This window comes from Pseudomonas sp. 9.2(2024) (assembly GCF_039695385.1).
GTDB classification, from domain to species: Bacteria; Pseudomonadota; Gammaproteobacteria; order Pseudomonadales; family Pseudomonadaceae; genus Aquipseudomonas; species Aquipseudomonas paraglycinae.
The window spans coordinates 3,304,170-3,318,461 of record NZ_CP155585.1 but is presented as its reverse complement, the minus strand read 5'-3'; the positions used below and the strand labels follow the sequence as shown (position 1 = coordinate 3,318,461).

Sequence of the window (14,292 nt, the reverse complement as noted above, 5' to 3'; positions counted from 1 at the left end):
GTTGATTCTGCGGTGTTGCCCATTCCCCTCACCCCAGCCCTCTCCCCAAGGAGAGGGAGCTGATCGAGGTGTCTTGCGTCATACATCGACCTGAAAAACCGGGTCGATGCTGGATTCGGTGACGCCCGATCAGGTCGGTGTACGTCCAAAATATCCCCCGATCAGTCCCCTCTCCCTCCGGGAGAGGGTTAGGGTGAGGGCCGCTCTGAAGCCATGCACATCAACGTCGAGCCACCCCAAACGCCTCATCCACCCGCGCCAGATCCTGTTCGCTCAAGGTGCCCGCGTAGTAATGCAACTTCGTCCAGGCCATGAGGTAGTCATAGCGTGCCTGGGCCAAATCACGGCGGGTGGTAAATAGTTGTTGTTCGGCGTTCAGTGCGTCGAGGTTGGTTCGCTCGCCACCGAGAATGCTTTGCTTGGTCGACACGACCAGCGCTTCGGCCGAGGCCAGGGCCTTTTGATAGGCGCGCAGCTTGTTGACCCCGGACAGGCACGCACTGAACTGGCGACGCAATTCGATCAGCGTCTCACGGGTCTTGCCGTCCAGTTCGTATTCGGCCTGTTCCATGGTGCGGCTGGCCTGGCGGGTCGAGGCCGACACGCCGCCGCCGGCATACAACGGCACGCTGACTTCGAAACCGATGGTGTTGGTTTCGTAACGCTGGTTGTAGGTGTTGCCGCTTTCCGATTCGTTTTGGCGCATCGTGGCGTAAGCGCTGACTTTCGGCAGGTGCCCGGCGCGGTTGCGCTCGACTTCGTACCGCGCCACTTCCACCGCCTGACGCTGCGACGCGAGGTTCGGGTTGTTGCTGACTGCCAGTTCGTGCCAGGTGTCGTAGTTGGCCGGCATCAAGGCGAATGTCTGGAAATTCTGATCCAGCGGTGCCAGATCACTGATGTCCATCGCCGGCACGCCTACCAATGCGCCCAACTCCCGTAGCGCGGCGTCCTGCTCGTCGCGGGCCTCGATTTCCTCGGCGGTCGCCAGTTCGTAACGCGACTCGGCTTCGAGGATGTCGGTGCGAGTGCCCTCGCCCTGCTTGAACATGTGCTCGTTCTGCTGGAACTGCTGCTCGTACGCCTTCTTCTTGGCCTGCGCGATGTCGATCTGATCTTGGGCAAACAAAGCCTTGGTGTAGTTGTCCAGTACGCGAACCAGCAGTTCCTGGCTCTTGCCGCGAAAGTTTTCGTCGGCAAACAGCGACTGGGCCACACCTTTGCGATACGCCGCGTAGGCTTCGTAGTCGAGCAACGGTTGTTGCAGGGTCAGGCTCGAGCCGTAGCTGCTGTAGTTGCGGTCATCGGTGCGATTGCGCGCGCGTTCGTCGAGGGACGTGGCTTTCGACGAGTTGCGGCCCTTGTTGTAGTTGTAACCCAGTTTCGGCAACAGGCCGGCGCGGCCGATGGCGCGGTTTTCAAGGCCTGCGTCGCGTTCCTTGATCGCGCCGAGGAACACCGGGTCATTGCGCAACGCCTGTTCGTAGATCTCGAACGGCCCCATGGCCGCCATTGCACTGTTGCCCGCGAGCAGCGCGAACGCTGCCGCCAGCATGGAAAGCTTATTCATACAGCCGAACATCCTTATTCTTCGGTCAACGCGGAACCGGCGCGGTCGAGCAGCGGCTTGAACAGGTAGTTGAGGAGTGAACGTTCGCCAGTGCGCACGAACATTTCCGCCGGCATGCCGGGCTTGATCACCAGACCGTTGAGTTTTTCCATGGCCTGATCGCTGACGCTGCTGCGCAACACGTAGTACGGCACGCCGGTTTTCTCGTCGACCATCTGGTCGGCGGAAATCAGGCTGACTTCGCCGGGCACTCGTGGCGTCTTGCTCTGGTTGAACGCGGTGAACAGGATGTCGACCGGCAGGTGTGTGCCGACCTTGTCGATCAGGTTGATCGGCAGGTGTCCTTCGACTTCCAGGCGCGTGCCTTGCGGGACGATTTCCAGCAGGGTTTCGCCCTGACGCACCACGGCGCCCTCGGTGTGTACGCCGAGGTTGACCGCCACGCCGTCGGCGGTAGCAAGGATTTCGCTGTGTTGCAGGTCGAAACCGGCGGAAGTCAGTTGCTCGGACAGCGTGACGCTTTTCAGTTGCGCGTCGGCCAGTTGGGTGCGGACTTCCTTCTGGTATTCCTCACCGTGCTGTTGCAGCTTCAGGCGGGACTCAAGAATGCCCTGCTCGACCCGGCCACTTTCGCCGGTGTTTTCGGCCAGTTGTTGCTGGACCTGCGACAACTGGCGCTGGTATTCCATCAAGCGGTTGCGCGGGATGTAGCCGTTGTCAGCCAGCGGTTGCAGGTTGCTCAACTGTTGTTGCAGCGAGTCAGCCTGCGCGTTGAGGTCAGTACGGGCGCGGCGCATGCCGGCCAGTTGCGCGGTGGCGCCTTCGATGCTGGCGCGCAGGGCGGCTTGCTCGCGGGAGAACGCTTCGCGGCGGCTGCTGAACAATTGCCGCTGGCCTTCCAGCACCAGTGCCAGGCGCGGATCGGCGTTGTCGCTCAGCTCGGCCGGAAACGTCACTTGCTTGAGGTTGTCACGCTCGGCCTGCCAGCGCGCCAGGCTGGCCCAGGCCATGCGGTACTGCGCCTGCAGCGATTGCACGTCGGCGGCGACCTGGGTCTGGTCGAGCCGGAACAGCGGCTGGCCCTGCTTAACAATTTCGCCTTCGCGCACCAGAATCCGGCTGACTACGCCGCTGCTCATCGACTGCACGGCTTTGCGCTTGCCCGACACCACCACGGTGCCCTGCACCGGAATGCCTTGATCCAGCGGCGCCAATGCCGCCCAGGTGAAGAAACTGCCGGCACCGACCAGCGCCAGAATCCAGCCCATGCGGGCGAAGAATTTTGCATCGCGCTCCGGGCGTTCGGTGATGTACGCGTGTTCCATCGTCGCTTCGTTTTGCGTGTTCATGCTCGCGCTGCTCATACACCCGAATTCCTTGTCGTCGGCTGATACTGTCGGCTCATGCTGAGCCCGGCCGGTGCTTGCGCAGGTTTTTCATTGTGTTGTGATGGGTTGCCGGGCTGATTGCCGGGCTGGTTTGCGGACAGCGCCTTGAGCACATCGTGGCTCGGGCCGAAGGCTTGCAGGCGACCGTCGTTGAGCACCAGCAGCTTGTCGGCCTGGGCCAGCACCGAAGAACGGTGCGTCACCAGCACTACGGTGGTGCCCTGGGCCTTGAGCTGCACGATCGCGCTGGACAACGCGGCTTCGCCGACGGTGTCGAGGTTGGAATTCGGCTCGTCCAGCACCACCAGGCTCGGGTTGCCGTACAGTGCACGGGCCAGGGCCACGCGCTGTTTCTGGCCGCCGGACAGACCGCTGCCATCCTCGCCCAGTTGGGTGTCGTAGCCTTGCGGCATGCGCAGGATCAGTTCGTGCACGCCGGCCTGTTGCGCGGCGGCCACAACCTTTTGCGGATCGGCTTCACTGAAGCGGGCGATGTTCTCGGCGATGCTGCCGCTGAACAGCTCGATGTCCTGTGGCAGGTAGCCGATGTACGGGCCGAGCTGATCGCGGTTCCAGCGGTGGATGTCGGCGCCGTCCAGACGCACCGTGCCGCCAAGCGCCGGCCATACGCCGACCAGCACACGCGCCAGGGTCGACTTGCCGGAGCCGGAGGCACCGAGCACGCCCAACACTTCACCGGCCCCCAGGTTGAAATTGACCATATGCAGAGTTGCGGCGCGCTGGCCGGGAGGACCGGCGCTGACTTGTTCGAAGGTGATCTGGCCTTTCGGCGCCGGCAGCGCCATGGCGTCATCGCTCGGCGGGAAGGCCTGCAGCAACGCATCGAGGCGACGGTAAGCCAGCTTCGCCCCGCTCCACTGCTTCCACACGGCGATCAACTGGTCGATCGGGCTCAGTACCCGACCCATCAGGATCGAGCCGGCGATCATCATCCCGGCGGTCATATCACCCTTGATCACCAACAGTGCGCCAAGGCCCAGCACCAGCGATTGCAGGCACAGACGCAAGGTTTTGCTCAGCGAGCTGATGACTGCGCCAGTGTCGCTGGCCTGATTCTGCAGGCCAAGAAAGCGCGAATGCACCTGGAACCAACGCTTGCGCAAGGCACCGAGCATGCCCATGGCTTGAATGGTTTCGGCGTTGTGCAGGTGGCTGGTGGCCAACTGGCTGGATTTCTGCGAGTAGCCGGCAGCTTCGCCCAGCGGCTTTTTGGTCATGTATTCGTTCAGGCACGCCAGCGCGATCAGCAGTAGCGCACCCGCCGTGGCCAGCACGCCGAGCCAGACGTTGAACAGGTAAATCACGAACAGGTAGACCGGGAACCACGGCGCATCAAAGAATGCGAACAGCGCAGGCCCGGTGACGAACTGGCGAATGTGGGTCAGGTCGCCCAGGGACTGCCCGGCGTTACCCTCGCCCTTGAACAGGTTGCGCTCGAAGGCCGCCTGATAGACCCGCAGGTTGAATCGGCGCTCCAACTGGCTGCCGATGCGGATCACGATAAAACTGCGCACCACTTCCAGCAGACCGATGAAGGCGAAGAAACCGACGACCATCAGCGACAGCATCGCCAGGGTGGTTTCGTTCTGCGAAGACAGCACCCGGTCATAGACCTGGAGCATATATATGGAGGGCACCAGCATCAGCACGTTTATCAATGCGGTAAAACATCCGACGCTGATCAGAATGCTTTTATAGTCACCCAAGGCCTTGAATAAGGGAGCAGTGGCTGGGGCCTTCGCCATCTTCATTGATTCTTCCTGAAATGATTGAACCCGCCCAAAAGTGACGAGCGCTCAATTGTTATTTCGCTTACCTGCGAGAGATGACTTGCAAGTACCCGCTTACATTTTCATAACAACTTTTTCGAATACTTATAACTGTCGGGTACTTCTTTATATTCGCTGCGTTATTGCTCGACACGCTTGAGCGTCACGATCAGACCCGACTTCAAAGTACTGGAATAAAGTCCGTCATGTTGTCGGCCGAAAAAAAGAATTCTGGAGCCTTCCTTGCCAGTGATCGAAAGACCGTCCGGATCGGGAAACCAGCCGATGGCGTTTTCCTGTAGCCAGGCGCTCAGACAGTCGGCGCCGTGGCCCAGTGTCTGGTTCGGCTCAAGGTCGATCTGGCAGGTGTTGGAAGGTTTGTCTTGCAGTGCCTGTGCTTCGGGAGCGTCATGGGCGGCGGTCAGCGTCGCCTGCCAGTGCCCGGCGAATACCGATGGATCTTCGAGTCTGAGGCTGCTTGCCATGGTTGTTTCTCCAGAAATCATCAGCATCGGCATGAAACAGGTGACTGCCATGCGGGAAAAAGGGTTTCGAATCATAGGAAATTTCACTCCGGCGTGTAGCCTTGCGCACGTAGCGAGACGAAGCAAGCGAAGAAAGCGGCGCATAACGCACCGCTTTCCCGTGTTACATCACGCCACGATATCGCTGGTGGCCGCCTGGCCAACGGTGCTGACCTGGAAATCAGCCACGCCGTGCCCGGAGAAGTCCACCGACAACAGGCTGTTGCCGCCCGAGGACGTCAGAACCGCATCACCCGCCGCGCCGGTGAAGGCGCTGACGAAGTGCAGGCCTGCGCCCTTGGTGATACCGGTCAGGTCGATTTTGTCGAGACCGCTGACGAAATCGAGGATCTGATCGATCGCACCCGGCTTGGAGTCAGAGCTGGCCGCGAACACAAAGGTGTCCGAACCTGCGCCGCCCCACAGCTTGTCCGCACCGCCGGCGCCCCAGATGATGTCGTTGCCGGCACCACCCTTGAGCTCGTTGGCCGCGCTGTTGCCGATCAGCAGGTCGTTGCCCGAACCGCCGATCGCGTTCTCGATGGTGACGCCCTTGGCGATGGACACGTTGCCCACCAGGCCGCCAACGTCGGAGAACGAGGCTTCATTGAGGTTGATCTTCTGGTTCTGGGTGAAACCCGAGAAGTCGAAGGTGTCCTTGCCGCCCGCATCCCACACCGAGAACACCAGCTTGTCGGCCGACGACGAGGCGCTGAGGAAATCGCGACCGGCGTTGGAGTTGAAGCCGTAGGTGGTGTCACCGGTACGGGTGGTGAGGTTGGCGCCGTAGAGCTTCTGGATCGCTGCGATGTCATCCATCAGCGGGCCGGAGGAATAAGCTTCCACGCCGCCCTTGCTGAAGTTCTGGCTGGTGTTGCTTTCGCTCCAGTAGCTCATGACGCTGTAGCCGCGGGTGTCTTGCCCGTAGGTCGCGTCATTGTAGGTCGGGTTGCCGTTGCCGGCGTTGTAGTCGCCCGGGTGCGCCAGGCCAAGGGTGTGGCCGATTTCGTGGGTCAGGGTCTGACGACCGTAGTTGTTCAGATCCGGATTTTTGTTTTGCGTGTAGCCACTGTTGATCAGGTACCACGACGTGCCGTCGTAACCGGCGCCAGTGCCTGGCAGATAAGCGAACGCTGCAGCGCCATCCTGGCCACCGCTGTAGTTACCGAAGGTCATGTGGCCGTCACCGCCCGAGGCTTTCTCGGTGAAGGTGACGTTGGCCACATCGGCCCAGGATTGCATGGCGAGTACGGCCTGGGCTTTCTGTTGAGCACTGAACTGACTGAACCCGGTGATCCCGTGCTTGTTCATCGTGCTGGACGATGCCGAAGTCAGGAACGTGTAGGTGAGTTCGATCTTGCCGCTGCCATCCTTGTCCTGGTAGGCAGCGCCGTCACGCAGCAACTGGGTTGCGGCCTGGTCGACGGAAAAAGAGGGTTTGCCATTGACCGTGAGGTTGCCGCCACGATCGTACTGATGGCTGAAGCTATTGATCTGGTTATACGCCGTGCTGGTTGCCGCCAGTGGTTCCGGCGCCGCGCCCAGCTGGAAAGCCTGTTCGGCGGTATCAATAGCGTTAGCTTTTACTTTCGACATAAACACACTTCCTTGTTTAGCAATGGAACAGTTTTTGTCCGATAGCGACAACCTCTGGCGAGATTGTCCTATCACTCGCCCAATGAAGGCGTAAGAAACCTGACACAATTTGAAATCTAACGTCTAGCGTTTTTTTGAGATCAAATTGAACTGTTCCGGAAAACTCCCGTAAACAAAGCGCGTGCTGCCGAAAGAAGTTTGTAAGTGTGGTGAATTTGCCTAATTGTCTGACGATTTCTTATTTAAATATTAAATATCGGTAAGTTGTTTTTTGTTAGCAACGTCTCACTTTGCTGCACTTTATCGGTGCAATGCCAGTGGTTTGATATCAAGTTGATCCAACAGAACATATTCAGGCGAGGGCTGTACCGCCCTCGCCTGTTTTCTTCAGCTGCCAGTACGAATCTTGTTCCACACCCGCGTGCGAATCCGGTCGATATTCAGCGGCATCGCTTCCAGTGCGAACAGCTTGCCCATCATTTCCGGGCTCGGATAAACCTTGGTGTCGTTCTTGATCGCCGGGTCGATCAGGCTGTCGGCCTGTTCGTTGCCATTGGCGTAGTGCACGTAGTTGCTGATGCCGGCCATTACGTCGGGCTGCAGCAGGTAGTTCATGAACGCGTAGCCGGCCTTCTCGTCCGGTGCGTCGGCGGGCATGGCGACCATGTCGAACCAGATGGCGGCGCCTTCCTTGGGAATCTCGTAGCCGATTTCGATGCCGTTCTTCGCTTCCTTGGCGCGGTTTTCCGCCTGCAGGATGTCGCCGGAGAAACCGACCGCCACGCAAATATCGCCATTGGCCAGATCGCTGGTGTACTTCGAGGAATGGAAATAGCTGACATAAGGCCGCACTTTCATCAGCAGCGCTTCAGCTTTCTTGTAGTCCTCGGGATTCTTGCTGTGATGCGGCAAACCCAGGTAGTTGAGCGCCGCCGGCAGCAGTTCCGGGCCGTTGTCGAGGATCGCCACGCCGCATTTCTGCAGTTTTTCCATGTATTCGGGTTTGAAGATCAGATCCCAGGAGTCGACCGGCGCGTTGTCACCCAGCACGGCTTTGACCTTGGCGATGTTATAGCCGATGCCGGTGCTGCCCCACAGGTACGGAAAGCCGTGTTCGTTACCCGGATCGTTGGTCTGCAAGGCCTTGAGCAATACCGGGTTGAGGTTCTTCCAGTTCGGCAACTGGCTCTTGTCGAGCTTCTTCAGCGCCCCGCCTTCGATTTGCCGCGCCATGAAGTGGTTGGACGGAAACACCACGTCGTAACCGGATTTACCGGTCATCAACTTGCCGTCGAGAGTTTCGTTGCTGTCGTAGACGTCATAGGTGACGCCAATGCCGCTGGCCTTTTCGAAGTTCTTGGCGGTGTCCGGTGCTATGTAGTCGGACCAGTTGTAAACCTTGACCGTATCCGCCGCCTGAGCGAGGGAGACGGCGAGCATCAAGGGTGCGAGTGCGAGGGTCTTTCGGATCATGGATCGATTCCTGTATTGGCTATTGTTGTTGGCAGGCAATCAAAAGGATCAAAACGTCAGAAAATCAGGACATAGGTCTTGCGCACGGTTTCTTCGATGTCCCAGATCCCGAGCGTGTTGGCCGGCAACATCAGTGCGTCGCCACCTTGTATGTGCAGGGTTTCGCCGCCGTCGTCCGGGGTGAACGTGCAGCGACCGGAAATGAAATGGCAGAACTCCTGAGCGGTGATCTGACGGCGCCAGCGACCGGGGGTGCATTCCCAGACGCCGGTCTCGACGCCGTCGTCGCGCTCGACGCTGGTGGTCGAGGCAATCGCCACCGGCGTGCCGAGCGGCACGGCCACCGGGTTGGATTCTTCCAGCTGCAACGTGGCGGTGTTCTTGAATTGGGTGATGCTCATGGCGTTACCTGTCTGCTAGTAAACAACGATTAGTGCATGAAACCTTCCATGAACCCGGCCACCTGGCTGGCAAGCTTGCGCCGCCAGGGCGCAGTCGCCGGGTTGGCCAGGGTCTGGTCTTCGTGGACGAAGCTTTTGATGATCGCGTTGTAGCCGAGCCAGCGGCACGGTTCCGGCTCCCATGCCCGCAGCGCGTGGATCCCGCCGTCGGGCAGCACCCACGGCTGATGCGTCAGCTCGGTGTCGCGCTCGAGAATCAGATCCGCAAGCGTGCGCCCACCCAGATTGGAAGCGCCGACACCCTCCCCGCCATAGCCGCCGGACAGCGCGATGCCGTTGGCCCGATCACAGAGCATGTGCGGCTTGAAATGCCGGGACATGCCGAGGTTGCCGCCCCAGGCGTGGGTGATCTGGACGTTTTTCAGTTGCGGGAACAGCTCGCCGAACAGGTAGCGACGCAGGTCGACTTCATCACGGGTCAGGTCGAAGTTGTGGCGCAACTTGCCGGCGAACTGATAACCGCCACGGGCGCCGAAAATCAGCCGGTTATCGGCACTACGCTGGCCGTAAGTGACCTGACGACTGAATTCGCTGAACGCCTGCCCCCGGCTGAGGCCGATTGCATCCCAGGTCGCGGCGGACAACGGCTCGGTGGCGACGATCAGGCTCTGCACCGGTAATTGATAACGGCCCAGCGGTGGCAGCGTGACGGAATAACCTTCGATGGCCGGGACGATCCAGCGGCTGCGCACGCTGGCGTTGTCGGTGCGCAGGCTGCCGGCCTGCCAATGGGTCACCGGGCTGTTTTCGTAGATCTTTACCCCCATGCCTTCGACGGTTCGCGCCAGGCCGCGCACCAGTTTCGCTGGGTGAATGGTCGCCACATGTGGCGCGAAGATTCCGCCGTAAGGTTTGGCGATGCGGATCTGCTGCGCCAGTTGTTCGGGGCTGAGCCAGCGGTAATCGTCGTCGGTCAGGCCCTGAGCGTGGAGCTTTTTCAGGTAGTCGCGAAGACTGGTTTCCTGCTCGGGATAACGCGCGGCGCAGTACAACACCCCGCCTTTGCGGTAATCGCAGTCGATGCCTTCGCGTTCGAGGACGACTTCGACTTCATCAGGGATGCTGTGCAACAGATCGAACGAAGCGCGGCGTTGTTGTGGCGAGAGGCCCGCCAGCAGGCGATCTTCACCCAGCAGATTGCCCATCAACCAGCCGCCATTGCGACCGGACGCGCCAAACCCGGCGGTTTGCGCTTCGATGATGACGATGTTCAGGTTTGGCGCCTGTTGTTTCAGGTAGTACGCCGTCCACAGCCCGGTGTAACCGGCACCGATGATCGCCACGTCGACGTCCAGATCCTGCGCAAGCGACGGGCGCGCGATCAGCGGCTCGTCGAGTTGGTCCATCCACAAACTGATAGTGCGCCACGCCGGCATGCAAGACTCCGCCAATCCAGGTTTCGATGGCGTCGATCCTAGAGGCAGAACTCAGGGATTGTCTTGCGCGCGTGTCCGCAAAGAAATTTGCTTCGCGTAGGCCTTGGGCGACTGGCCGGTGTGCTGGCGAAAGCAGCTATAGAAAGCCGACAGCGAATTGAAACCGGCGGCGAAGGCCAGTTCATCGATGCGCAACGGCGGCGTGGCGTTGTCCAGCGACTGCAATAGATGTTGCAGACGCGCCTGATTGACGTAGCGGTAGAAACTTTGCCCCAGCACCTGATTGAGCAAATAGGAAATCTGATTGCGGCTGTACCCGCACTCCTTCGCCACCCGCTGCAGGTCGAGCTCGGGGTCGAGATAAGGCTGCTGACGCTGGAAATACTGCTGCAAGTCATCGGCCATGAAACTCAACTGGCGCGGCGACAGCCCCAGTCGACTCACCGCCGGACGCTGGCTGCTTGTCGTCGGGCTATCGGCCTGCTCGCGCACCAGCGAAGCATATTCGTTGACCCGCCAGATCTGCCCGTCCTTGACCGTGATCGCTTCGCTGGAGCGAAACGACACCAGCCCGTTGCCGCCGCGCAATGTCACTTCGTACTGAATGAATGCGGTATTGCCGTCGATGCGGATGCGGTCGCAATGCTCCAGCGCTTCGTCGGATTCGCGCGGCATGCTGACCCGCACGTACTCGCGCAACTCGTCGAGGCCGAGCACGCGGTTCTGGAAAAAATCGTTGTACTGGATGTCCGGGTGGTACAGCGCCATCACGCCATCCAGGTCCCGGTGTTTCCAGCACAGGTGATAGCGCATGACCGTTTCGGCCGTGGCCCGCGTCTGTTCCGGGCCGTCATCATCGGCGTGCATAAGGGACTCTTGGAAAAAGAACCGAGCTTGCCCAACTTCTGGCGTTGCATCAACAACCCGACCGTAATGGCACTTTGGCGACGATTGGGTGGATCGTGACTTACATCAAAAGAATCCTCGCAATCGCTAAATGAACTGAAAATTCTCACAGGAATTTCACATTCAGATGCTACTTTTAAAGGCAGTCACCGGTTGAGCCAATGAAGGCTCTTCCCACCTAACATGAGCAAACGGAAGCGCTCGATGAAGAAGGCGGGCAACACATGAACAAAGGGTCAAGCAAAGTCACGTTTCCCAATGCCTGCCAGCTGATGCGCTGGCATTTTCATCCCATGGGTTTCGAGGCGACCATGGATGCGCCGGGCAGTCTGGTCGCGCGCCTGTTCGATCGGGCCAGCGGCGAAACCCTGATCGCGATCGCCGGCATTCCCTGTGCCACGGTCATGAACGCGGCGGATGTGGAGCGAATAATCGAAGCCGTCGAGGACGAACTGGAGACTTTCATTCCTCCGGAATCTCTCAAGAGTTACGCATAACTAGCTGATTTAAAATAAAAAGCCCGCTTTGTGCGGGCTTTTTCATGGACGTTGGTTTCAGGCCGTTTTCTTTTCCGGACGATGATCGACGAAGAACGGTTTGCCTTTGGCGACCCGGTCCGAAGCCCGGGGCATGTTGACTGCCTGCGTGTCTTGCGGCTCGACGTACCAGTAGCAATGGCTGACCGCACGAGTAATGCCGACATAGGCCAGGCGCAGGATTTCGTCTTTTTGCGCGCTGTCGTACGGCTCGCTGTCACCAGCCTTGCCCAGTCCGGCCATGCGATACACCTGATTCTTGTATGGCGAACTGGTCAGGTGCTGGCAATCGCCCAGCAGGAAGACCGCGTCGGCCTGGAGACCTTTGGCGCTGTGATAGGTCAGTTGTTTCAGGCGTCGGGACTCGTATGGCAAGCTCGAATCCACATTAACTACAGACTGAATATGCTGCTCTATCAACAACTTATCGCTGCTTTTTCGATAGAGCATCAGGATTGAATCGCCCTTTCGATAGTGTTCTGCAAGGCGCTGGCCGAGTGCCTGATCGTCGCGTTCCAGCACGTTGACTGGTTGCAACGGCCTCTCCTCGCCGCTGGCCTTGGCCTTCTTGCCCGGGATCGCCGGTGCCGCACGAACGATGTGTTCTGCCGCGTCGATGATGTGCTGATGGCTGCGATAGTTGTCGCTGAGCATCACCCGGGTCGTGCTCGGCGACGGGAATTCCTTGTTGAATTCCATGAAGTAGCTCGGCGAACTGCCGCGCCAGCCGTAGATCGATTGCCAGTCATCGCCTACGCAAAGCAGCGAGGATCGCTGTGCACCTCGTCCGACGTGCATGGCCGGCCCGCGACTGCGGATTTCCGAGAGGCTGGCGCGAATCCACGAGACGATTTGCGGTGAAACGTCCTGAAACTCATCGATCATCAGGTGCGACATCGGCCGCAGTAACTCATCGCTGAGCAGTTTGAAGTTTTCCGGTGAGTGCTCGCTGAACAGCGCGAACATGCGGTTGTAGGTCATGACCGGCGGTTTTTGATCCAGCAAATGGTCTTCCAACGCTCGCCAGAACAGGCTCAAGGCTTCGAAGAAAAACCGGTCCGGATCGTCCTTGGCGAAACTCATACGGCCAACGGCGTCCGGCACATCCAGGCCCAGGTTCTCGATGAAACCTGCGGCGGCGACAAAACAGTCGAGCAACGGCGCGGAAGCGAGCTCGCCCTTGACCTTGTAATCGAAGCCGGGACCGGCGCTGACATCGCCTGCCAGCGTGGCCAATAAACGCTTTGATGACTCGTAACTATCAAGCCAGATCAATGGTTTACGACAGAAAGCTTGAAACAGGGTGCGTTTGACTGCCCACTCCGCGCGTACCGTCAGCTTGGCGTTCGGACGGCAGACCTGCGGGTTTTCCCGAGGGTCGAAACCCAGAACGACCCAGGCGTCCAGGCTTGGAATGTAGCCGTGGCAATGGAACGAAGCACCGTTGATTTCGAAAGTCTCGCGGCTTGGTTCGATACCCTTGATCGGCCAGGCGCCGGCGCGGAGCCACATGTCCTCGATCATGTCGCACAGCTCTTCATCGCGCCGGGCCGCCAGCTCTGTCACTGCCACGCGCTTTTGCACGTCCGGGTGATCGCGTTCCAGCTCCTTGAGCTGCAAGGCGTGCCGGGACAATGGCTGGATCAGTTGCGCAAAGCGCGGGTCTTCCTTGTAGAGCCGGTGGTAGCAGGCGTTGAGCTGCTGGCGCTGTGCGTCGTTGATGCGCAGATCGAACGGATTGCTGTCGACGTCTTCATCCGCACCCGGCGCGCGCTGGCTGAGGTTTTCGAATGCCTGCAAGCGCTCGAACCCCGGCAGACTGCGAACCATCGGCAAAATGCGCGAGTGAAACGTACGCACCAGATCCCGCGCGTCTTTCTGACTGAGTGCCCGGCCCCACAATGCGAACAGTTCGATCAGTTTGTTGATGAAGTCCTTGCGCGACTCGCGGGTGAATGTCACCACGGTCATCGAATCGAGCTCGAAGCCCAGGTAGTGAGTCAGCAGCACGATCCGCAGCACCAGCGTGGTGGACTTGCCGGCTCCGGCGCCGGCAATCACCGAGGTTGACGGGGTATCGCTGAAAATCATTTTCCATTGCGCCACGCTTGGCTGGGCGTGGGCTGGCAGCAGGCGCGCGACATCGGCTTTCATGCGCTTCTTCAGTTCTGCGCTGAGCGGCAGACGCCAGTCGTCGAACAAGTGATTGTCGATACCCGGCGGGCGATGCTCGTTATTGCGACTGTCGCGGATCAACAAGACCTGGCGACCCTCCTCCAGCCCGTCAGCCTTGCCTTCCTTGTACCCGTAATCCACGCCGGCGGTATGCCCGCTGCGAAAGCCGTCGGCCTGGCCGTGCAACCACGAAGCCCGGTGCTGGGCGCGCAGTTGCGTCAGACCGTGGCCAAGAAAACGCGCCGCCAGGCGTTTGAACCAGGGCATCTCGGCCAAGGGACGAAGTTCGGGAGGAAGATCGGGGGTGTGTTGCGCCACGCTGACGGACTCCGGATGTGAGGCTGTTGAGGGCTATGGTGTCTGCATTTGCTTTTTTGTTCTAGCGAAATGCTTACAGGTCATTGGTTTAGGCGATGAATTGAAGGTGGGATGAGACGGTTTCGAGCCTTTTTCATATCAACCGATTCGATTGGAATGCCGCAGTTTTTACGCTTTTT

11 protein-coding genes are annotated in these 14,292 nt (G+C 59.6%); 1 reads left to right on the top strand and 10 read right to left on the bottom strand.

Features of this window, described 5'->3' with window-relative positions; translation table 11 throughout:
- Positions 1-220: 220 nt before the first annotated feature.
- The 9 genes from ABFB52_RS14850 to ABFB52_RS14810 all read right to left on the bottom strand — a co-directional run bounded on the left by ABFB52_RS14850 (position 221) and on the right by ABFB52_RS14810 (position 11,045).
- Positions 221-1,582: a TolC family outer membrane protein gene (locus ABFB52_RS14850; protein ID WP_085745720.1), complete on the bottom strand. Its 1,362-nt coding sequence runs from the start codon at positions 1,580-1,582 to the stop codon at positions 221-223.
- 2 nt (positions 1,583-1,584) lie between these two features.
- Positions 1,585-2,934 carry an HlyD family type I secretion periplasmic adaptor subunit gene (locus ABFB52_RS14845; protein WP_085603749.1) on the bottom strand — a complete coding sequence of 450 codons (1,350 nt, stop codon included), beginning with the start codon at positions 2,932-2,934 and terminating at the stop codon, positions 1,585-1,587.
- The gene (locus ABFB52_RS14840) at positions 2,931-4,730 is read right to left on the bottom strand and encodes a type I secretion system permease/ATPase (RefSeq protein ID WP_085745721.1); all 1,800 of its coding nucleotides are present in this window, start codon (positions 4,728-4,730) and stop codon (positions 2,931-2,933) included. The genes ABFB52_RS14845 and ABFB52_RS14840 overlap by 4 nt, the downstream gene beginning before the upstream one ends.
- A 158-nt stretch (positions 4,731-4,888) precedes the next feature.
- Positions 4,889-5,308, bottom strand: a complete 420-nt coding sequence (locus tag ABFB52_RS14835) for an AprI/Inh family metalloprotease inhibitor (protein WP_158247722.1) — start codon at positions 5,306-5,308, stop codon at positions 4,889-4,891.
- A gap of 93 nt (positions 5,309-5,401) precedes the next feature.
- Positions 5,402-6,868, bottom strand: coding sequence for a serralysin family metalloprotease (locus ABFB52_RS14830; RefSeq protein ID WP_102716848.1), 1,467 nt, complete (start codon positions 6,866-6,868; stop codon positions 5,402-5,404).
- A gap of 387 nt (positions 6,869-7,255) precedes the next feature.
- The gene (locus tag ABFB52_RS14825; protein ID WP_007954580.1) at positions 7,256-8,341 is read right to left on the bottom strand and encodes a polyamine ABC transporter substrate-binding protein; all 1,086 of its coding nucleotides are present in this window, start codon (positions 8,339-8,341) and stop codon (positions 7,256-7,258) included.
- Between the two features lie 56 nt (positions 8,342-8,397).
- Positions 8,398-8,742: a cupin domain-containing protein gene (locus tag ABFB52_RS14820; RefSeq protein WP_102686193.1), complete on the bottom strand. Its 345-nt coding sequence runs from the start codon at positions 8,740-8,742 to the stop codon at positions 8,398-8,400.
- A gap of 29 nt (positions 8,743-8,771) precedes the next feature.
- A complete protein-coding gene (locus ABFB52_RS14815; RefSeq protein ID WP_346836081.1) occupies positions 8,772-10,178 on the bottom strand; it encodes an FAD-dependent oxidoreductase in 1,407 nt (468 codons plus the stop codon).
- Between the two features lie 51 nt (positions 10,179-10,229).
- The gene (locus ABFB52_RS14810; protein WP_085745727.1) at positions 10,230-11,045 is read right to left on the bottom strand and encodes a helix-turn-helix domain-containing protein; all 816 of its coding nucleotides are present in this window, start codon (positions 11,043-11,045) and stop codon (positions 10,230-10,232) included.
- A 263-nt stretch (positions 11,046-11,308) separates the two neighbouring features.
- On the opposite strand from ABFB52_RS14810, the gene ABFB52_RS14805 reads away from it, so the two are divergent.
- On the top strand, positions 11,309-11,581 hold the full coding sequence (locus ABFB52_RS14805) for a DUF1652 domain-containing protein (RefSeq protein ID WP_129972735.1): 273 nt from the start codon (positions 11,309-11,311) through the stop codon (positions 11,579-11,581).
- A gap of 57 nt (positions 11,582-11,638) precedes the next feature.
- On the opposite strand, the gene ABFB52_RS14800 is transcribed toward ABFB52_RS14805, so the two are convergent.
- Positions 11,639-14,113 carry a UvrD-helicase domain-containing protein gene (locus ABFB52_RS14800; RefSeq protein WP_129972736.1) on the bottom strand — a complete coding sequence of 825 codons (2,475 nt, stop codon included), beginning with the start codon at positions 14,111-14,113 and terminating at the stop codon, positions 11,639-11,641.
- Positions 14,114-14,292: the final 179 nt, after the last annotated feature.

Excerpts from the sequence above, each read along its gene's own strand:
- ABFB52_RS14850 (WP_085745720.1), bottom strand. The coding sequence starts at position 1,582 with ATGTTCGGCTGTATGAATAAGCTTTCCATGCTGGCGGCAGCGTTCGCG.
- ABFB52_RS14845 (WP_085603749.1), bottom strand. The coding sequence starts at position 2,934 with ATGAGCAGCGCGAGCATGAACACGCAAAACGAAGCGACGATGGAACAC.
- ABFB52_RS14840 (WP_085745721.1), bottom strand. The coding sequence starts at position 4,730 with ATGAAGATGGCGAAGGCCCCAGCCACTGCTCCCTTATTCAAGGCCTTG.
- ABFB52_RS14835 (WP_158247722.1), bottom strand. The coding sequence starts at position 5,308 with ATGATTCGAAACCCTTTTTCCCGCATGGCAGTCACCTGTTTCATGCCG.
- ABFB52_RS14830 (WP_102716848.1), bottom strand. The coding sequence starts at position 6,868 with ATGTCGAAAGTAAAAGCTAACGCTATTGATACCGCCGAACAGGCTTTC.
- ABFB52_RS14825 (WP_007954580.1), bottom strand. The coding sequence starts at position 8,341 with ATGATCCGAAAGACCCTCGCACTCGCACCCTTGATGCTCGCCGTCTCC.
- ABFB52_RS14820 (WP_102686193.1), bottom strand. The coding sequence starts at position 8,742 with ATGAGCATCACCCAATTCAAGAACACCGCCACGTTGCAGCTGGAAGAA.
- ABFB52_RS14815 (WP_346836081.1), bottom strand. The coding sequence starts at position 10,178 with ATGCCGGCGTGGCGCACTATCAGTTTGTGGATGGACCAACTCGACGAG.
- ABFB52_RS14810 (WP_085745727.1), bottom strand. The coding sequence starts at position 11,045 with ATGCACGCCGATGATGACGGCCCGGAACAGACGCGGGCCACGGCCGAA.
- ABFB52_RS14805 (WP_129972735.1), top strand. The coding sequence starts at position 11,309 with ATGAACAAAGGGTCAAGCAAAGTCACGTTTCCCAATGCCTGCCAGCTG.